The 18,556-nt window shown below is 71.1% G+C and carries 13 protein-coding genes and 2 pseudogenes; 6 read left to right on the forward strand and 9 right to left on the reverse strand.

Annotated features, from left to right (window positions below):
- Window positions 1–41: 41 nt before the first annotated feature.
- A complete protein-coding gene (locus OH768_RS02525) occupies window positions 42–1,502 on the reverse strand; it encodes an MFS transporter (protein ID WP_406449534.1) in 1,461 nt (486 codons plus the stop codon).
- A gap of 177 nt (window positions 1,503–1,679) precedes the next feature.
- On the opposite strand from OH768_RS02525, the gene OH768_RS02530 reads away from it, so the two are divergent.
- Window positions 1,680–2,135 (forward strand): MarR family winged helix-turn-helix transcriptional regulator, encoded by a 456-nt coding sequence (locus OH768_RS02530; protein ID WP_406449536.1) that lies wholly within the window; start codon window positions 1,680–1,682, stop codon window positions 2,133–2,135.
- A 72-nt stretch (window positions 2,136–2,207) separates the two neighbouring features.
- On the opposite strand, the gene OH768_RS02535 is transcribed toward OH768_RS02530, so the two are convergent.
- The 4 genes from OH768_RS02535 to OH768_RS02550 form a co-directional block, all read right to left on the reverse strand.
- Window positions 2,208–3,137 carry a hypothetical protein gene (locus tag OH768_RS02535; protein WP_406449538.1) on the reverse strand — a complete coding sequence of 310 codons (930 nt, stop codon included), beginning with the start codon at window positions 3,135–3,137 and terminating at the stop codon, window positions 2,208–2,210.
- A gap of 190 nt (window positions 3,138–3,327) precedes the next feature.
- Entirely contained in the window at window positions 3,328–4,812 is a 1,485-nt protein-coding gene (locus OH768_RS02540; protein WP_406449540.1) for an alpha-amylase family glycosyl hydrolase, read from the reverse strand.
- A complete protein-coding gene (locus OH768_RS02545; protein WP_406449542.1) occupies window positions 4,809–7,529 on the reverse strand; it encodes an MGH1-like glycoside hydrolase domain-containing protein in 2,721 nt (906 codons plus the stop codon). Before OH768_RS02545 ends, OH768_RS02540 begins: the two co-directional genes overlap by 4 nt.
- Window positions 7,513–8,826: an MFS transporter gene (locus OH768_RS02550; RefSeq protein WP_406449544.1), complete on the reverse strand. Its 1,314-nt coding sequence runs from the start codon at window positions 8,824–8,826 to the stop codon at window positions 7,513–7,515. The genes OH768_RS02545 and OH768_RS02550 overlap by 17 nt, the downstream gene beginning before the upstream one ends.
- A 225-nt stretch (window positions 8,827–9,051) precedes the next feature.
- Here OH768_RS02550 and OH768_RS02555 point away from each other — a divergent pair, with 225 nt between their 5' ends.
- Window positions 9,052–9,810 carry an SDR family oxidoreductase gene (locus OH768_RS02555; protein WP_406449546.1) on the forward strand — a complete coding sequence of 253 codons (759 nt, stop codon included), beginning with the start codon at window positions 9,052–9,054 and terminating at the stop codon, window positions 9,808–9,810.
- Between the two features lie 147 nt (window positions 9,811–9,957).
- A complete protein-coding gene (locus tag OH768_RS02560; RefSeq protein WP_406449548.1) occupies window positions 9,958–11,322 on the forward strand; it encodes an FAD-dependent oxidoreductase in 1,365 nt (454 codons plus the stop codon).
- A gap of 57 nt (window positions 11,323–11,379) precedes the next feature.
- Here OH768_RS02560 and OH768_RS02565 read toward each other — a convergent pair whose 3' ends face one another.
- Window positions 11,380–11,937: a dihydrofolate reductase family protein gene (locus tag OH768_RS02565; protein WP_406449550.1), complete on the reverse strand. Its 558-nt coding sequence runs from the start codon at window positions 11,935–11,937 to the stop codon at window positions 11,380–11,382.
- A gap of 56 nt (window positions 11,938–11,993) precedes the next feature.
- Window positions 11,994–12,941, reverse strand: a pseudogene (locus OH768_RS02570) (sigma-70 family RNA polymerase sigma factor); the annotation flags it as partial.
- Window positions 12,942–13,117: 176 nt separating this feature from the next.
- Here OH768_RS02570 and OH768_RS02575 point away from each other — a divergent pair.
- Window positions 13,118–13,525, forward strand: a pseudogene (locus OH768_RS02575) (hypothetical protein); the annotation flags it as partial.
- Between the two features lie 18 nt (window positions 13,526–13,543).
- Here OH768_RS02575 and OH768_RS02580 read toward each other — a convergent pair.
- Window positions 13,544–15,622 carry a SpoIIE family protein phosphatase gene (locus OH768_RS02580; RefSeq protein ID WP_406449552.1) on the reverse strand — a complete coding sequence of 693 codons (2,079 nt, stop codon included), beginning with the start codon at window positions 15,620–15,622 and terminating at the stop codon, window positions 13,544–13,546.
- Between the two features lie 295 nt (window positions 15,623–15,917).
- On the opposite strand from OH768_RS02580, the gene OH768_RS02585 reads away from it, so the two are divergent.
- Window positions 15,918–16,337 (forward strand): hypothetical protein, encoded by a 420-nt coding sequence (locus OH768_RS02585; protein WP_406449554.1) that lies wholly within the window; start codon window positions 15,918–15,920, stop codon window positions 16,335–16,337.
- Between the two features lie 264 nt (window positions 16,338–16,601).
- A complete protein-coding gene (locus OH768_RS02590; RefSeq protein WP_406449556.1) occupies window positions 16,602–17,819 on the forward strand; it encodes a hypothetical protein in 1,218 nt (405 codons plus the stop codon).
- Here the strand turns inward: OH768_RS02590 and OH768_RS02595 are convergent.
- Window positions 17,802–18,500, reverse strand: a complete 699-nt coding sequence (locus OH768_RS02595; RefSeq protein WP_406449558.1) for a maleylpyruvate isomerase N-terminal domain-containing protein — start codon at window positions 18,498–18,500, stop codon at window positions 17,802–17,804. The two genes, OH768_RS02590 and OH768_RS02595, sit on opposite strands and share 18 nt — an antisense overlap.
- Between the last annotated feature and the right edge of the window lie 56 nt (window positions 18,501–18,556).

The raw sequence follows: 18,556 nt of genomic DNA on the forward strand, positions 1-18,556 counted from the left end.
GCCGGGCAGTGATTCCCCCGTGCGTTCACCGCGCGCTCAGGTCAGGACTCGACCCCGGCCCCTTCACGCGCCGCGACCGTCTCGGGCTCCTTGTCGTCCTCCGGCGCGGCCTGGCGTACCGCAGGGATCGCCGCCGCGACCAGGGCCGCGAGGAGGGCGACGCCGCCGCCGATGAGGAGGCCGGTGCGGAAGCCGCTCTCGGAGGTGAAGGTGTAGCCGCCGGCCGTGTTGGTCATCTGGGCGAGGACTACGCCGATCACCGCGGCGCCGATCGAGGTGCCGAGGGAGCGCATGAGGGTGTTGAAGCCGTTGGCGGCGGCGGTCTCGGAGAGCGGGACCGAGCTCATGATGAGCGCGGGCATCGCGCCGTAGGCGAGGCCGACGCCGCTGTTGATGACGATGCAGACGAGCATCAGGCCCCAGGCGGAGCTCATCAGGCCCATCGACAGGGCGAAGCCGGCGGTGATGACGAGGACGCCGCTGATGAGGGTGAACTTGGGACCGCGGGCGTTGGTGAGCTTTCCGCCGAGCGGGGACACGATCATCATCATGATGCCGCCGGGTGCCATCCAGAGGCCGGAGGCGAGCATCGACTGGCCCAGGCCGTAGCCGGTGGCCTCGGGGAACTGCAGCAGCTGCGGCACGACCAGCATGCTCGAGTACATGCCGACGCCGACGAAGACCGAGGCGATGTTGGTGATCAGGACCCGGGGGCGGGCCGTGGTGCGCAGGTCGATCAGCGGGTCGCCGGTGCGCAGTTCCCACACGCCCCAGGCCAGGAAGGCCACGAGCGCGACCGCGAACAGGCCCAGCACGGTGGCCGAACCCCAGCCCCAGTCGGCGCCCTTGGAGATGCCGAGCAGCAGGCAGACGAGGCCGACGGCGAGGCCGAGGGCGCCGGGGGCGTCGAAACGCTGGCCCTTGGCCGCGGCCGGTACGTCCGGGATCAGAAACCAGATCAGCGCGGCGACGACCGCGGCGAGGGCGGCCGAACCCCAGAACAGGGCACGCCAGTTGGCGTACTGGGCGATGGCCGCGGCGATCGGCAGGCCGAGGCCGCCGCCGATGCCCATGGAGGCGCTGACGAGTGCGATGGAGGGGCTGAGCCGCTCCTGCGGTACGACGTCCCGCAGCAGGGCGATGCCCAGCGGGACCATGCCCATGCCCATGCCCTGAAGTCCGCGTCCGACGATCATCGGGACGACGGAGGAGGAGAGCGCGCAGACCACCGAGCCCACGATCAGCGGGACGGAGCAGGCGAGCAGCATGCGTCTCTTGCCCAGCAGGTCGCCGAGGCGGCCGACGACCGGCACACAGACCGCGGCCACCAGCAGGGTGGCGGTGATCACCCACGCGGCGTTCGAGGACGAGGTGTGCAGCATCTCCGGGAGGTCGGCGATGAGCGGGGTGACCAGCGTCTGCATGATCGCGGCCGTGGTGCCGGCGAAGGCCAGCGTGGCGATCACGCCGCCTGCGCGGGCTGTGGGCTGGGGGGCGTCCATGACGGGACTCCTCGGCGTATCTGTTCGGTCGGGAAGTGAAGGAATATGCATCGTACACATCGTATGTATCAACCATGTGATGGGGATGATGCATACCGTCGTGCGAGGATGGGTCCGGCCGCCCCGGACCGCAGGAAACGGCGGCGGCACCGGCAGGAAGCAGGAGGCAGCGGACCGATGGACAGGCGTACGCGCGAGATCGAGTACGAGCAGATGCTCCTCAGCCGGCACGGGCTTCTCTCGCACAAGGGCGGGCGTCGCAAGGACGGCGTGCTGGACCGCAGCGCCTACATCCTGCTGAGCCGGATCCGTGTCCAAGGGCCCATGTCCATCGGCGAGTTGAGCGATGCCTTCGGCCTCGACACGTCCACCCTCAACCGGCAGACGGCGGCCGCCATGCGCTCCGGTCTGGTGGAGCGGATCCCCGATCCGCAGGGCGGCATGGCCCGCAAGTTCCGCATCACGGACCTGGGCGCGCGGATGCTCGACGAGGAACGCGAGGGTCTCGTCCAGTCCCTGGACCAGATCATGGACGACTGGTCGGAGGCGGACATCGCCGCCTTCGCGGCCTTTCTACGACGCTTCAACACCGACACCGAGCGGCTCGGCGGGCGTCCCTGGCCGCGACCGTGAGTGAGCCCCGCCCCGTGGCAAGTCACGGGGCGGGGCCTTCGGTTCACACCGGGCGTGCCCGGATCGGTCGGATCAGGAGGAGCGGCGTGCGCGGCTCGCCGCGTAGACCACGCCGCCACCCAGGGCGATCACGAGGGCCGCGCCGCCCGCCAGCAGGCCGACCGGCGCGTTGGAACCGGTCTCCGCCAGCGGCTGCTTGCCACCGTTGGGCGTCGCCTTCGGCGTGGGCGAGGGCGTCGACTTCAGCGGCGGAACGTGCGCGGAGGTGGGAGGCGTCGTCGACGGCTTGGGGCTGGCCGGCGGGGTCGACTCCTCGGCGGGAGGGGTGCTGCCGGCCGGGGTCGACGGCGTCGCGGGCGGGGCCGAGGCCGACTGGGTCGGCGTCGGGGTGGGCGAGTCCGGGGTGCTGGGTGTGCACTCCTTGTCGCCGCCGTTCCAGGCCGCGATGAGGTGGTACGGGGTCATGATGTTGTCGGGCTCGTAGGGGAGCGGGCCGTGGCCCTCACCCGTACCGCCGTCGTAGGTGACGTCGTCGCCGTACAGGTCTATCTGGCCGTAGCAGTCGGGCGACTTGACGTTGAGCTTCTGCCAGGTCTGCCCCGAGCCGTCCGCGCCGGCGACGTCCTTGGCCGTGAGGTAGACCGTGGCCTTGTCGACCATGGTCTGGTGGCCGGAGGTGTACCAGGTGGAACCTTCGGCGGTGTACTCGGCGAGCGAGACGGGGTACTTGCAGCTGTCGCCGACGCTCTGGCCGGGAGCGAGCCGGACCTCGACGGTGCCGGGGACTGCGTCCCACTGGTGGAAGCCGCCCTGCGAGGTCCAGTCGGCGCCGACAACGTTTCCATCGGCGCCGACGATGCGGTACTGCACGGTGGCGGACTGGCACGCGTCGTTCTCGGTGGCGCTCGCCGTGCCGGCCGCGAGCACGGGCGCGGCGGCGGCGGCGATGAACGCGGTGGCCGCCAGGGCGGACAGAGATGGGAGGTGGTGCGAACGTGACAAAGTGAGCCTCGACGATGATAAAAGGTGTGGGAGGTGGCAGAGCGAGCGGCGGGCGCACGAAAGGAAACGATCGAGGGCGTGCGCGACCGGACCGCTCGCAGGTGCTTCGCTCAGGAAAGGCACGGCGAAGTAAGCCGAATTCTTGTCACCTTTCACAACTCCCGTCAATTCTTCACCAGTTGGCCACAGGTCAAGATCCGGGCATCACCGCGAGTAGATGCCGGCGCAGGCCCTCCAACTCGACGTACAGGCCGGTGTCCAGCAGTTCGTCACCGTCCCGGTCATAGGTCAAGTCGGTGAGCAGTTCGGTGAGTTGGTGGGTGCCGCCGCGCAGGTCGGTCCACGGAAGGCGGACCCGGCCCTGGGCAGGCCGGTCGGAGAGGTTGACGACGACGAGATGGCGGCTGGAATCGGTCGTCCAGGACCAGGCGATCAGGTTCTCGTGGGACGGGTTGTCGGGCCAGCCTGTGCAGTCGAGCAGCTGCCACTCCCCTCCCGTGCGCATGCCGGAGGCGCCCACCGCGGCGAGCAACTGGTGGTAGAAGGCCAGGAGTTCCTTGTCGACGGGTTCTTCCGGCCGGCGGGAGAGGAAGACCGGCGGGCGGACCCGGCGCCCCTCGAACTGCCCCTCGTGCCAGAGGGTCGCGCCGGGCAGCGTCGCGACGGTGACCGCCGCCGCCCGTTCCCGCTCGGGCGACAGGGTGGCGGCGGCCCGGGGTTCGTCGTGGTTCTCCAGGAAGCGGACCAGGCCGCGCTGGTAGCCGAGGTCGGCCCGCAGATGGCCGCGCACCGAGCCCGCGCCCTCGTGCAGCAGCCGGTCGTAGAGCCGTTTGTCGTAGCAGTGGTCGAACCCCTGCTGCTGCAGGGCCCATTCGAGGTCCCAGTACGCCTCGGCGACGAAGAGGAGGTCGGGGTGGCGCTCCCGGACCTTCGGGGCGACGTACGGCCAGAAGTCCTCGGCCGGTGCCGTGCCCGCGCGCTCGCCCCAGGTCTTCGCGAAGACGTCGGTCATCAGGAGCATGGCCATGTCGCAGCGCACGCCGTCCGCCTGGTCGCCGATCGAGGTCAGGGTGTCGACGGCCGCCGTGCGCAACTCGTCGCTGAAGGCGTTGAGTTGGACTACGTCGGGCCAGGGCGCGAAGTAGGGGTCACGGCCACGGGCGAACACCTTGCCGCCGGCCTCCAGGAAGGCGCCGGGGTCGCTGGCCAGGTCGTCCGGGGTGCCCTGGACCAGGCAGCCCGGGCGTTCGGTCAGCCAGGGGTGGTCGGGGGCGACGTGGTTGGGGACGTAGTCGAGGATCAACCGGACGCCGCGCGCGGCCAGTTGGGCGCGGGCCTCCGCCAGTCCCTCCGGGCCGCCCAGGGCCGCGTCCACGACGTAGTTCCGGACGCAGTACGGCGATCCGGCCACGTCCTGCGGGCGGAGGTCGGGCAGCGCCGCCCGGAAGGAGGCCTGCAACGACTCGTCGCGCAGGGCGATCTCCAGTCCGGCCGGGCTGCGCTCCCACACGCCCATCAGCCAGACGGCGTCGACACCGGGGAGGGCGACCTCGTCCCAGGCGGGCGCGGGCACCGCGCCGAGGGTGACGGGGTGGCCGTAGCGGGCGCTCAACTCCCCCAGCCAGATGAGGGTGTTGATCTCGTAGATCACCGGGTGGTCGGGCCAGGCGGTCATGACAGCGGCTCCTCTCGGTCGCCGGTCGGGCGCAGGCTCTCGCGGCCCCGGGCCGACCACTCGCCGTCGCCCAGGGTGTGGAAGAGGGTGGCGGTGATGGCCGACAGGCCGGTCCAGCCGGTCTGGTGGGAGGCGCCGAGGCCGGCGCCGTTGTCGCCGTGGAAGTACTCGTAGAAGAGGATCAGGTCCTTCCAGTGCGGGTCCTTGGCGAACTTGGCCTGGGCGCCGTGCACCGGCCGGTGTCCGTCCTCGTCGCTGAGGAAGGTGGCGGTGAGCCGGTCGGCGATCTCGCGGGCGACCTCGTAGAGGGTGAGGTGGCGGCCCGAGCCGGTCGGGCACTCCACGGTGAAGTCGCTGCCGTGGAAGGCATGCAGGTTGAGCAGGGCGCGGATCAGCAGCAGGTTGACCGGGAACCACACGGGGCCGCGCCAGTTGGAGTTGCCGCCGAACATCCCGGAGTCCGACTCGGCCGGCAGATAGCCGACTCCGTACGACTCCCCGTGCACATCGAAGGTGTACGGGTGCTCGGCGTGATACCGGGAGAGGGAGCGGATGCCGTGCGGGCCGAGGAACTCGTCCTCGTCGAGCATCCGGGACAGGACGCGCCGCAGCCTGTTCTCGCCGAACAGGGCGAAGAGATAGCGGCCGTCGGCGTTCGGGCCCATCGCCTCGTGCGAGGAGATGGTGGCCTCGACGGCCGGGTGGCGTTCGATGAACTCCAGTGCTCCGGCGACGAGTTCGGGGAAGCGCTGGTCCGCCCAGCCGCCGACCAGGCTGGTGGCCGCGAGGGGGATCAGGCCGACGAGCGAGCGCACCTTGAGCCGGGTAGCCGTCCCGTCGGGCAGTCGCAGCACGTCGTAGAAGAAGCCGTCCTCCTCGTCCCAGAGGCTCGCGTTGTCGGCGCCGATGCGGTTCATGGCGACGGCGATCCACGCGAAGTGCTCGAAGAGGGACTGGGCCTGCTCTACGTAGACGGGGTTGTCGACGGCCAGCTCTATGGCGATCTCAAGGAGGTTCTGGCAGTACAGCGCCATCCACGCGGTGCCGTCCGCCTGGTCGAGGTGGCCTCCGGTGGGGAGCGGGGCGCTGCGGTCGAAGACGCCGATGTTGTCGAGGCCGAGGAAGCCGCCCTGGAAGACGTTGTTGCCGTCGGTGTCCTTGCGGTTGAGCCACCAGCTGAAGTTCTTCATCAGCTTCTGGAAGGCGTTCTCCAGGAAGGCGCGGTCGCCCTTGCCGGTGCGGTGCTTCTCCAACTCGTAGAGGAACAGGGTGGCCCAGGCGTGGACCGGCGGGTTGACGTCCCCGAAGTTCCATTCGTAGGCCGGGATCTGGCCGTTGGGGTGCAGGTAGAGGCGGCGCAGCAGCAGGTCCAACTGGCCCTTGGCGAAGGTGAGATCGACCATCGACAGGGCGACGGTGTGGAAGGCGAGGTCCCAGGCCGCGAACCACGGGTACTCCCAGGTGTCCGGCATCGACATGATCTCGTCGTTGACCATGTGGTACCAGTTGCTGTTCCGCACCCGGGGGTCGGAGGCGAGCGGGTCGACGCCGTGCTCGGTCAGCCAGCGCTCGACGTCGAGGTAGTAGTACTGCTTGCTCCACAGCATCCCGGCCAACGCCTGCCGCACCAGCCGCCGTTCGTCGGCCCCCGCATCGGGCGGGGTGCAGCCGTCGTAGAACTCGTCGGCCTCCGCACGGCGTTGGGCGATGACGGTGTCGAAGTCGGCGGTCCAGTCGGGGAGTTCGGTGGCGGTGAGGCGCAGACGGACGGTCGCGCTCCGCCCGGCCGGGATGGTGAGCACGTGATGGACGGCGGCCTTGGTGCCGGTCCGGTCGGGGTTGACCGCTCCGGTCTCCCCCTGGACGACGTAGCGGTCGATGCCGTCCTTGACGTACGGGGAGGCGTTCGAACTGCCGAAGATCTTCTCGTTGTTGGTGTCGTTCTCGGTGAACAGGGTCTGCGCCTCCGCGTCGCAGTACAGCCAGCGCGAGCCCAAGTCCTCCTGGTCGGCACGGAGTTGGCCGCCGGCTTCCCGGTGGATGGACGGGACGGCGGTCCCACCCGCCCAGGACCAGGTGTGCCGGAACCACAGGGTCGGGAGCAGGTGCAACGGGGCTTCGTCGGGGCCGCGGTTGTGCGCGGTGATCTCGATCAGCAGGTCCTCGGGGCCCGCCTTGGCGTACTCGACGAACACATCGAAGTAGCGGTCCTCGTCGAAGATGCCGGTGTCGAGGAGTTCGTACTCGAAGTCGCCGCGCCCACGTGCCGAGTTGGTGGCCTTGAGGTCCTCGTAGGGGTACTCCGCCTGCGGGTATTTGTAGAGGTACTTCATGTACGAATGCGTGGGCGTGCTGTCGAGATAGAAGTAGTACTCCTTGACGTCCTCGCCGTGGTTACCCTCGGAGTTGGTGAGGCCGAACATCCGCTCCTTGAGGATCGGGTCGCGGCCGTTCCACAGCGCGAGCGCGAAGCACAGCCGCTGTTTGTCGTCGCTGACGCCCGCGATGCCGTCCTCGCCCCAGCGGTAGGCGCGGGAGCGGGCCTGGTCGTGGGTGAAGTAGGACCAGGCGTCGCCGCTGCGGCTGTAGTCCTCCCGTACGGTCCCCCACTGGCGCTCGCTCAGATAGGGGCCCCAACGGCGCCACGGCACCCCGGAATCGTCGGCCTCGGCCAGCCGTCGCCGTTCGGCATCCGGTGCGTCACCGTTCGTCGCCATCACGTGTCCTCCTCGTGGCCCGGCACATTCCCTCAGAGTCAGGCGTCTTGGACTCGACCGCAACGGCTTGCCCGGATGGCCATCCGGTGGTCGCGTGCCGTTCGATCACCCGGCTCGACCCAAAGGCGCGCCGGAAGTCCACGAGAACCACCGTCACAGCGAGCAGCAGCGCCGCTCCCGCCGCGACCGGCGCCAGCAGGAAGGCTCCGGCGGCGCCGTGACGTTCGGCCAGGCAGCCGGCCAGCGCCTGCCCGGTCGCGGTGCCCAGCGGGCCGCCCGCGCACAGGATCGTCAGGGCGACGGTCGCCCGGTCGGCGGGCGCGAGGCGTTCGGTGAGCGCGTACAGGCTGACCAGGTACGGCGCCACGGTCACACCGGCGAGGGCCATCGCCGCGGGAACGGCGTGCAGTCCGTACCCGGCGACGAGGGTGAGGGTGCCCAGCAGCAAGGCCGCCGCGAAGGTCACGTACCGGCGGAGCAGCGTGAAGCGGGTGGGGAGCCAGGCGCAGGCGGCCCCCGCCAGGGCGCTGCCGATACCGAAGAGGGCGTAGAGAAGTCCCGCGCCGCCGGGGTGTCCGCTGTCGTCGGCATAGGCGGTGACTCCGGTCTGTACGGCGCCGAAGACGGTGCCCATCGCGGCCATGGCGAGGAACATGACCGCAAGTGGCATTCGGGGCAAGGGAGTTCGCGAGGCGGCCGGTGCCGGTCGGTGTGCGACTCCGCCGGGGGCCAGGGAGAGCGCGAACGGCAGGGTGGTCAGGAGGAGCAGGGCGATGGCCGCCACGGTCGGTGCTGTCGGGCCGAGGGAGGTGAGCAGTCCGACGATCGCCGGCCCCGCGACGAAGCTGATCTCGTCGGCGGTCGCCTCGTACGAGAGGGCGGTGGGGACGAGGTCGGGCCGCTCGCGTGCGTGCAGCAGGCGTGACCAGTGGACGCGGACCAGGGAGCCGACGGGCGGCTGGGTGAGCCCGGCCAGGGCAGCGGCGGCGATCATGCCCGGGCGGCCGGTGTGGCTCGCCGCGATCAGCCCGGTCAGGGCACCGGCGTTGGCGAGTGCCGAGACCGCCCCGACGAGACGGTGGCCGTGCCGGTCGGCCAGTGCCCCGGCGAGCGGGGCGCCGAGCGCGTTGGCGAGGCCCTGGGCCGCCGCGGCGAGACCGGCGAAGGCGTAACTGCCGGAGGCGGCCCGGACCAGGATGAGCGTCGCGAGCGACGAGGTCGCGTAGGGAAGGCGGGCGAGGAACCCGAGCGGGAAGAATCCCGCGCCGGGAACGCGGAGAAGGGATCGGTACGCCATCGGCGTCTCCCGTGAGCACGTCGGAGGGACGCGCTACCCAGCCACCGACGCGTTGACGATCCCGCTTCTGCCGCGCAGCCTAGCGAGCCGACCGCCCTGCCACCAGAGTGACTTCGCCGCTCGCGGCCGTCGCACGACTCTCGCGCCTTGAGTGCGGATATGGCGTTCTCAAATCACGAGAGGTAGCCTCTCATTCGATCGTCACGTCTCGCCGGGGAGGCCGTCATGGCAGGCACGATGCAGGGCAAGGTCGCGGTGATCAGCGGCGGTTCGACCGGCGTGGGGAGGGCCGTCGGGGCGCAGCTCGCCGAGAACGGGGCGCAGGTGGTGCTGCTCGCCCGGCGTGCCGACCGGCTGGAGACGGCCGCGCGGGAGATGGCGGGGTCGGTGCTGACGATCCCGACCGATGTCAGCAGCGGCGACAGTGTGCGGGCGGCGTTCGCTCAGGTCGAGGAGCGGTTCGGGCGGGTGGACATCCTGGTGAACAGTGCCGGCGTGGCCCGTATCCGCGCCATCGAGGAGACCGCCGACGAGGACATCCACGCCTGCGTCGGCACCAACCTCCTGGGCCCGATCCACACGATCCGCTCGGCCGTGCCCCTGCTGCGGGCGGCCGGGGGCGGCGACATCCTCAACATCTCCTCCGAGATCACCCTCGACCACATGCCACTGATGGCCATGTACTCGGCGAGCAAGCACGGCCTGAACGGCTTCACCGCCGCGATGCACAAGGAGCTGCGCGGCGACGGCATCCGGGTCGCTCTGGTGGTCCTGGGCTCCATCTCGGACAGCGCCTTCATCGAGAACTTCCCCGGTGAGGACCGGCAGCGCGCCGCGCCGGTGTGGGAGGCTGACGGCTATCTGACCAGGGTGGGCGCCATGAAGCCGCTCCCGTCGGCGACCGTCGCCCGGGTCATGGTCCAGCTGCTCGCCACCCCGCCCGAGGTCGTGCAGGACGTGGTGCACATCCGCCCGGCCGGCTGAGACCCCCGATCCGGACCATGCGGCAGCCTTGGACACCCCATAAGTCGGCCTTATGAGGTCATAGACGGGACCCGCGTACCGGGTTAGGCATGCCTTAGCTTAGGCTTCCCGTCGAGTCGCTTGTCATCGCTCGAAGGGAACCTGATCATGCCGCGCCCCCTGCGGGTAGCCATCGTCGGAGCCGGCCCCGCCGGGATCTACGCCGCCGACGCCCTGCTCAAGTCCGGGGTGGCCGCCGAACCCGGCGTGTCCATCGACCTCTTCGAGCGGATGCCCGCGCCCTTCGGCCTGATCCGGTACGGCGTCGCCCCCGACCACCCGCGCATCAAGGGCATCATCACCGCCCTGCACCAGGTCCTCGACAAGCCGCAGATCCGTCTCTTCGGCAACGTCGACTACCCGACCGACATCAGCCTCGACGACCTGCGCTCCTTCTACGACGCGGTGGTCTTCTCCACCGGCGCCACCGCCGACCGCAACATGTCCATACCCGGCATCGACCTCGACGGCTCCTACGGCGCCGCCGACTTCGTCTCCTGGTACGACGGCCACCCGGACGTCCCGCGCACCTGGCCGCTGGAGGCCGAGAAGGTCGCCGTCCTCGGTGTCGGCAACGTGGCCCTCGACGTGGCCCGCGTTCTCGCCAAGACGGGCGACGAGCTGCTGCCGACCGAGATCCCGCCGAACGTCCACGAGGGCCTCAAGGCCAACAAGGCCCTGGAGGTCCACGTCTTCGGCCGCCGCGGCCCGGCGCAGGCGAAGTTCTCTCCGATGGAGCTGCGCGAGCTGGACCACTCCCCCAACATCGAGGTCATCGTCGACCCCGAGGACATCGACTACGACGAGGGCTCGATCACCACCCGTCGTGGCAACAAGCAGGCCGACATGGTCGCCAAGACGCTGGAGAACTGGGCGATCCGCGATGTCGGCGACCGCCCCCACAAGCTGTTCCTGCACTTCTTCGAGTCGCCGTCCGAGATCCTCGGCGAGGACGGCAAGGTCGTCGGCCTGCGCACCGAGCGCACCGCCCTCGACGGCACCGGCAACGCCAAGGGCACCGGCGAGTTCAAGGACTGGGACGTCACCGCGGTCTACCGCGCGGTCGGCTACCTCTCCGACAAGCTCCCCAAGCTGCCCTGGGACATCGACTCGGGCACGGTCCCGGACGAGGGCGGCCGGGTCATCCAGGAGACCGGCGAGCACCTCCAGTCGACGTACGTCACCGGCTGGATCCGGCGCGGTCCGGTCGGGCTGATCGGCCACACCAAGGGCGATGCCAACGAGACGGTCGCGAACCTGCTCGACGACCACGCCAACGGCCGTTTGCACACACCTGTTTCGCCCGACCCGGAGGCCGTGGAGGCGTTCCTCGCCGAGCGGAACGTCCGCTTCACCACCTGGGACGGCTGGTACAGGCTGGACGCGGCCGAGAAGGCGCTGGGCGAGCCGCAGGGCCGCGAGCGCGTGAAGATCGTCGAGCGCGAGGACATGCTCCGGGCGAGCGGCGCGTAAGCCTCGGCCGGTTGACGTCGAAGGGCCCGGCGGCCGTATCGCCGGGCCCTTCGCACATCAGCGCACGGCCCTCCCGTACCGGGCGAACACGGTGGACCCCGTCTTCTCCACCGCCAGGCACTCCAGGTACGCGGACGGACCGTCCGCGCAGAAGAGCCGCTCGCCGGCGCCGACGACGGTGGGGAAGGTGATGAGCCGGTACTCGTCGACCAGATCCTCAGCCATCAGCGTGTGGACGACGCTCAGGCTGCCCATGACGACCACCTCCCGCTCCTCGCGCTTCACGGCGTCCACGAGATCGCCGTCGAGGACGGTCGAGTTCGCCCACGCCGACACGTCGGTCAGGGTGCGGGAGGCGACCAGTTTCGACGCGGCGTTCATGCGGGCGGCGAACGGGTCGTCGCGGCCCGGCCACAGCCGCGCGAACGCCTCCCACGTGCCACGGCCGAGCAGCACCACCCCGGCGTCCAGGGTGTCGGCCAGCCGGAACCTGTCGCCCTCGATCTCCTCGCGGCCGTAGCGGAAGAGCCAGCCGCCGTGCGGGGTGCCGTCGGACCCGTCGGGGTCGGAGACGACCCCGTCCAGGGTGGTGAACTGAATGACGGTGACGCTCATGATCCATGTCCTTTCGGTCGATGCTCACCGGTACGTACCGGCGGCAGCGACCGAACTCATCGCGGCGGGTGCGGTCGATCCGAGGAAATCCGCTTCGGCAGGCCGAAGGCGGCCAGCACCTGCGGCTCGGTGAACACGACGTTGTGGGTGACACGGCCGCCGGTGACCGTGAACACCTGGACGCTGTGCAGCCACCGGCCTCCGTCGGGGTCCGTCGCGTACGCGGCGAGCGCGGGCTGCGAGTTGGCCGTGATCGGCCTCAACGCCCAGTCCGTACCCCGGAGTTCGAAGACCCTGCGCATGAACGCGCCGTAGTGCTCGGTACCCCGGAACCAGAGCGGGACCGGCGGCATCTCCAGGACGACCTCGGCGGCCAGGAGCCGTACGAGGGCGGGGACGTCCGCCGCCTCGAAGGCCCGCAGGTAGCGGTCGATCACCTCGCGCGCCGCCCGGTCGTCCGGTTCGGCGACCGTGTGACCGTCGCCGATGTCCGTGAGGGCGGCGCGGGCCCGCTGGAGTGTGCTGTTGACGGCAGGGACGGTGGTGTCGAGCTGGTCGGCGACCTCGGCGGCGCTGAACTGGAGCACCTCGCGGAGCACGAGCACGGCCCGCTGTCGCGCCGGGAGCCGCTGCAGGGCCACGACCAGCGCGAGCCGCATGTCGGTCCGCGCCTCCATGTCGTAGCGCGCGTCCGGGAAGGGCTGGAGCCAGGGGATGTCGGTCGCCGGGGTGAGCGGGGTCCCGGGGTCCTCGCCCGGCGCGCCGAGGCCGGACGGGAGGGGGCGGCGGGCCCGTCCTTCGAGGGCGGTGAGGCAGACGTTGGTGGCGATGCGGTACAGCCAGGTCCGGACGGACGCGCGGCTCGGGTCGTAGCGCTCGCGGGCCTTCCACGCGCGCAGCATCGTCTCCTGCACCAGGTCCTCGGCCTCGTGGAACGAGCCCAGCATGCGGTAGCAGTACGCCACCAACTCGCCCCGGTACGGCTCGAAGTCCACGCGTCCATCATGGCGTACGGGGCTGTTGACGTCCTCCGGTGTTCTCCCTTCTCGAACCCCCGTTCTTCTCCCGTCTGCGCGACGCGCGCCGGATACTCGTCGTCGGGGCGGCGGCGGCTTCGACATTTACGCCGGGCTGCCCCTCGCCCTCGCGCTGCACTCGGCCGGCAAGGAGGTGGGACTACTACGCGCTGGTGCTGGAGAATCTGGCCGCCCTGGAGCGCGAGGGTGCCTGCCTCGGCGCGTTCTCCCTCCCGCGCGCGAGCCGCGAGGGGCAGCTGTACCTCGACGCGGTGGCCCATGCCCAGGAGTGCACGCCGGACCACCCGAGCATCGTCAACGGTTCCGTCGCCGCCGCCGTACGCGGGGACTTCGGCGACGTCCGCTTCACCGAACGCACGCGCGGCAGCGAGCTGTTCATCAATCCGCTGATGTCGCTGTACTTCTGTGTGGACGCTCCGGGGCTCGCGCGCCGCAACCTCTACCTCGACCGGCTGGCGCGGACCGCACTGATCCGGCAGGTCAGCTCCCGCATCGAGGAGTTCCGCGACGAACTGCCCCGGCAGCGACCACCGCGCGCCTATCCCCACTGACCGTGCGCCCCGGCGTGGTCAAGTCGTCCGTGTCAGCGCCTGTTCGGCCCAGATGGTCTTGCCGGTCACGGCGTGCCGGGTGCCCCAGTCCGCGGTGAGCTGGGCGACCAGGAGGAGGCCCCGGCCGCCCTCGTCGTAGATCCGGGCCCGGCGCAGATGGGGCGAGGTGGAGTTGCCGTCGGAGACCTCGCAGATGAGCGTACGGTCGTGGATCAGGCGGAGCTGGATCGGTTCGGCGCCGTAGCGGATCGCGTTGGTGACGAGTTCGCTGACGACCAGTTCGGTGACGAAGGCCTCCTCCGTCAGTCCCCAGGCGTCGAGTTGGGCGGTGGCGAGCCTGCGGGCCTCGGAGACGCCCGCGAAGTCGGCGGCCAGGTCCCAGACTTGGACGTGGTCGGCGTCCAGGGCCTTGGTGCGGGCGAGCACCAGGGCCACGTCGTCGCCCGGGTGCTTCGGCAGCAGCGCGGAGAGCACTTGGTCGCAGCGGTCCTCCAGGGTGGACCGCGATCCGGCCAGGGCCTGTCGCAGCCGGGAGATGCCGAGGTCCGGGTCCCGGTCGGCGGCCTCCAGCAGCCCGTCCGTGTACAGGGCGACGAGGGTGCCTTCCGGCAGTTCGAGCTCGGTGGTCTCGAAGGGCAGGCCGCCCACGCCCAGTACCGGGCCGACGCCAATGTCGACCAGCTTCGTGGTGCCGTCCGGCAGGACGAGGACGGGCGGGGGATGCCCGGCGCTGGCGGCGCTCAGCACCCGCGACACCGGGTCGTAGACGGCGTACAGACAGGTCGCCCCGGTGCCGCCGACGCCGGCCCGCCCGCCGTTCTCGTCGTCGCCGCCGAGGCGCAGGACCAGGTCGTCGAGGTGGGCCAGGAGTTCGTCGGGCGGCAGGTCGACGTCGGCGAGCGTCTGGACCGCGGTGCGCAGCCGCCCCATGGTGGCGGAGGCCTGGATGCCGTGGCCGACCACGTCACCGACCACCAGGCCCACCCGCGCGCCGGAGAGCGGGATGATGTCGAACCAGTCGCCGCCGACACCGGCCCGCGAGTCGGTGGGCAGATAGCGGCAGGCGACGTCGACCGCCGACTGCGGGGACGTCCCGCTCGGCAGCAGGCTCTCCTGGAGGGTGAGCGCGGTGGAGCGCTCCCGGGTGTAGCGGCGGGCGTTGTCGACGCAGAGGGCGGCCCGGCCGGCGATCTCCCGCGCCAGGGCGAAGTCGTCCTGCGTGAAGGCGTCGGGCCGGGTGCGCAGCAGAACGGCGACGCCCAGCGTGGTACCGCGCGCGATCAACGGCACCGCCAGCAGTGAGGTGACGAGGAATCCCCGCATCCTGGCGGCCCGCGCCGGGACGCCCGCGATCCACCGGTCGAAGTCCGGGTCGCCGCTCCAGCTGAGCACCGGACGGCCGGTGTGCAGGGCGCGGGCGGGCGGCGAGAACGGCGGGTAGGCGTCGCTTGTGCCCAGGCCGATCACGGCCTCCGGGGTCCCCGGCTCGGTGGACAGATGCGCGGCCCGGCGCAGCACGACGTCCGCGTCCGGGCCGCCGTCCTCGGGCTCCTCGCCGCGCATCACCGCCTCCAGCAGGTCCACGCTCGCGAAGTCGGCGAACCGTGGCACGACCAGTTCGGCGAGTTCCCGCGCGGTGCGGTCGAGGTCGAGGGTCGTACCGACGGAGACGGCGGCCTCGTCGAGCACCGCGAGCCGCTGCCGCGCCCAGTGCTGCTCGCTGCTGTCGAATCCGGCCATGCCTACGGCGCAGACCTCGCCCCGGTCGTCCCGGACCGGCCACAGCTCCAGGTTCCAGGCGTGCTCGCGGATTCCGGACGGGGCGCGGGTGTAGCTCTCGTAGTGCGCCGGTTTGCCCGTGGCCGCCACGTCGCGCAGTGCCTGGAGGGTGCCCAGCTGGTCGACGTCCGCCGGCAGGCCGTAGGGGAAGGCGTGGCCGCGCAGGGCCTCCTCGCCGAGCCCCATGACCTCGCAGGCCACCGCGTTGAGCCGCAGATACCGCTGCGCGGCGTCGAACACCGACATCGAGAACGACGCCTGCCGGAACGCGCGCTCGATCAGCGCGCGCTCGTCGTCGTCCCCGCGGGCGGGATCCATGGGATCAGTGTGCTCCCGCACCCGGACGCCAACAACCGGGCGCCGGAGCAGCCGTCCGGGGTCCGCGGGATCGAACGAATACTTGAGGTCCGTAAATGCTGTGAAGTGCCCCACGACGGGTAGTTCTTAACTCAGCGCCTCTTCCGCGTGAACACCTCCGCTCAAAGGAACTGTGGTCTTGGCTCTCGCGTACCCTGACGCCCCGTCAGCCCGTCGACCCGGGCGTACCTGGACTATTCGCATCACAGGTCACCGCGACCGTACCGCCTCGGTCAGCTGCTCCTCCGGGTGCGGCATGCCCGCCCGGTCGCGTGACCTCCCGGCCCTGCGCCGCTTCGCCGAAGCCCATGCGGCGGCCCATGTCAGAGCGGCGACCGTACGCCCCGACGCGGCCTGCGGCTGCCGTCGGCAGCGGTGTGCGGCGCACGAGGGGACCCGGGTCGACTGCTCGGGCTCGGTGCTGCTCGTGCTGCGGCACGATCCGGCGGTCGGCCAGGTGTGGACCCTGTCCGAGGTCTGCGCGGCCTGTGCCGCGCTGATGACGCACACCCGGATCGTCGGCAAGCCCGTGCCGCGCACCCGGCCGCCGCGCCAGGAGACGGTCGCACCCCTGGAAGCACCGTCCCCGGGGGGCGCGCGTTCGGTACCGGCCGGATTCAGCCCGCCGCCGGTCGAGGCGGGTGTGCCGTCCCGGCCGGACCGCCGACGAAGGTGAGGTGCCCCGGGGTACACGGAAGGGACCCACCCCGAGCGGATGGTGGGCGGGTCCCGTCCGCGCCACCATTCTGCGGACCGGGCCATGTCAAAGGCACGTGTGAAACCCCGCCGCCCGGAGTGGACCGATCACACCCCGCGCGTATGCTCATGCGGGATCGCAGGAATTCCGGGCATACGAGACTCTACGACCCCCGCTTGACCCGCCAAGATCTCCAACGGTGATACTGGTGGGTCAGCCCCGCTCCCGCCCGCAGATTGGCCTATGTCGAACTCCTTCACAGCTCCGCCCACGATCCCCCACACGGTGTGGCTGGCTCGTGGCCGCCACGTCGGGTCCGAGGACGCGGCGGATGTCGTACGGCGACAGTTGCAGCGCCTCAAGGACCGCGAGGTCATCGACGACCATCTGGAACCGGACGAGGATCAGGGTCATGATCCCCGGGAGCTGGTCTTCGAGGCCCGTTGGCGGGTCGAGGGGACGGTGACCGTGCGGGCGCGGCTGACGTTTCCGGCGCTTCCGGCACCGGGCTCGCCCGCCGCCGCCCCCGCTTCGCCCGACGGGCGGGAATGGATCCTGGTCGCGGAGGCCGAGCGGACGTGGGACCCCCGCTGGCCCTCCCCCGCGACCCTCTTCTGGCCCGAGGACGCGGACGCCGGCTGGGACCACGCGCCGGTCCCCGGTCTGCGCTTCCGGGAGGTCAATCCGCTGCCGTCCGACGAGAAGGACCTGCGTCGGCTGTTCCGGAGTTGCGCGCAGGACGGCTGGAGCGTGCACGTCGTCGTGCACGAGGCGATGACCCCGGACGCGCGCGGCCGGCTACCCCTGGCCCGGCTGCTGCCGGAGAGCCTGCGGCACTGCGTGGTGGAGCACCGGGCCACACCCGACCAACTACGGTCCGTCAACTGGGCGTTGCTGCGCGAGTTCGACTTCCAGGTGCCGCGCGGCGGCGCCGTCGTGCTGCCCACCAACCCGGCCTCCCCCGGCTACGACGTCCGGGACTTCTCCGTGCGCAGCGTCTTCCTCGACGGCTCCGAGCCCACCGAACTGGTGGACGTGCTCTGCCGCTACGCCGCCTCCGCGCGCCCCCTGCCGGAGGGCGGCGCCGAGGCCGTCACCGCGCTGCGCGAGCAGTGGAGCCTGATGACGCTGGAGGAAGAACTGGCCCGGGAGCGCAGGCTCGTGGCCATGTACGCCGAAGCGCTCGAAGCGATGACGAAGTCCCGCGATCTGTACCGGGAGGCCGCCGACCGCGCCAACGAGGCGCTGGCCGCGCTCCGCGAGTCCGGCGGCGCTGTCGTGCCGGGCGAGACTCCCTCGTCGGCCGGGTCCCCGTTCCAGCGGACCTTCGGCCGCTTGCGGGACGCGACGAAGGCGCTGCGCCCGGCGCCGCCGGCCGACGGGGACCGTGTATCGCCGCCGGCTGACGGAGACCGCGTCGATCAGTCGCGGGACGGCGGCGGATCAGCTGAAGAGCGGTAGGCGTTCGGCGTCCGCGCCGAGGGAGCGTCGTTCGGTCCCGGTGAGCGGTGTGCGGCCCGTGGCGGCGCGCGCGTAGTGCTCGTCCGTCCAGTCCAGAGGGACGGGACGGCCCAGCAGTCCGTCCAGGGTGGTGCGCACCACGGCCAGTCCGTCCGCTGACGGGCCCGGCGCGCCGGGCAGCTCCCGGACGAGGTCGAGGTGGTGAATGCTCGCCTCAACCGCGAGGGTGGTCATCAGTTCTGCGGCGGTCAGGACATGGCCCTGGGTCGACACCAGGAGATCGGGGTCCGTCGCCGCGGCGGCCGTCACCGTGGCCGTCGTGGTCTCCAGGTACAGCGCGCGCAGCTGCCGGAAGTCGAGAAACATGCTCGCCCCGATCCTGCTCCAGCGCCGTCCGTTGGCCGCGCCGACCGGGTCGGGCCGCCAGTCCTGCCAGTAGGTGACGGCATCACGGTCGGCCGGGCCGGGGGCGGGGGTGTGCAGCGCCACCAGAGCGCGCTGGGCGTCCGAGAGGCAGTGGAAGATCAGGTCGCGCACGGCCCAGCCGGTACAGGCGGTCGGCAGCCAGGACTCCTCGTCCCCGAGCGGTGCGACGACGGACCCCAACGCCTCGTAGGAATCGCGCAGCACCTGGACCGGGCGACTCCGGTGACGCGAGTGGCTTCCGGGAACCTCAGTCATGCGACCAGCCTACGCAGACTGTCACTGCGGTGAAAATCGACCACCAGTGGTGATCA

Origin of the sequence: Streptomyces sp. NBC_01622 (genome assembly GCF_045209635.1) — a bacterium.
Lineage (GTDB): Bacteria > Actinomycetota > Actinomycetes > Streptomycetales > Streptomycetaceae > Streptomyces.

What these genes read in the sequence shown, in the direction of transcription:
- OH768_RS02525 (WP_406449534.1), bottom strand. Translation starts at nt 1,502, where the DNA reads ATGGACGCCCCCCAGCCCACAGCCCGCGCAGGCGGCGTGATCGCCACG.
- OH768_RS02530 (WP_406449536.1), top strand. Translation starts at nt 1,680, where the DNA reads ATGGACAGGCGTACGCGCGAGATCGAGTACGAGCAGATGCTCCTCAGC.
- OH768_RS02540 (WP_406449540.1), bottom strand. Translation starts at nt 4,812, where the DNA reads ATGACCGCCTGGCCCGACCACCCGGTGATCTACGAGATCAACACCCTC.
- OH768_RS02545 (WP_406449542.1), bottom strand. Translation starts at nt 7,529, where the DNA reads ATGGCGACGAACGGTGACGCACCGGATGCCGAACGGCGACGGCTGGCC.
- OH768_RS02550 (WP_406449544.1), bottom strand. Translation starts at nt 8,826, where the DNA reads ATGGCGTACCGATCCCTTCTCCGCGTTCCCGGCGCGGGATTCTTCCCG.
- OH768_RS02555 (WP_406449546.1), top strand. Translation starts at nt 9,052, where the DNA reads ATGGCAGGCACGATGCAGGGCAAGGTCGCGGTGATCAGCGGCGGTTCG.
- OH768_RS02560 (WP_406449548.1), top strand. Translation starts at nt 9,958, where the DNA reads ATGCCGCGCCCCCTGCGGGTAGCCATCGTCGGAGCCGGCCCCGCCGGG.
- OH768_RS02565 (WP_406449550.1), bottom strand. Translation starts at nt 11,937, where the DNA reads ATGAGCGTCACCGTCATTCAGTTCACCACCCTGGACGGGGTCGTCTCC.
- OH768_RS02580 (WP_406449552.1), bottom strand. Translation starts at nt 15,622, where the DNA reads ATGGATCCCGCCCGCGGGGACGACGACGAGCGCGCGCTGATCGAGCGC.
- OH768_RS02585 (WP_406449554.1), top strand. Translation starts at nt 15,918, where the DNA reads ATGCCCGCCCGGTCGCGTGACCTCCCGGCCCTGCGCCGCTTCGCCGAA.
- OH768_RS02590 (WP_406449556.1), top strand. Translation starts at nt 16,602, where the DNA reads ATGTCGAACTCCTTCACAGCTCCGCCCACGATCCCCCACACGGTGTGG.
- OH768_RS02595 (WP_406449558.1), bottom strand. Translation starts at nt 18,500, where the DNA reads ATGACTGAGGTTCCCGGAAGCCACTCGCGTCACCGGAGTCGCCCGGTC.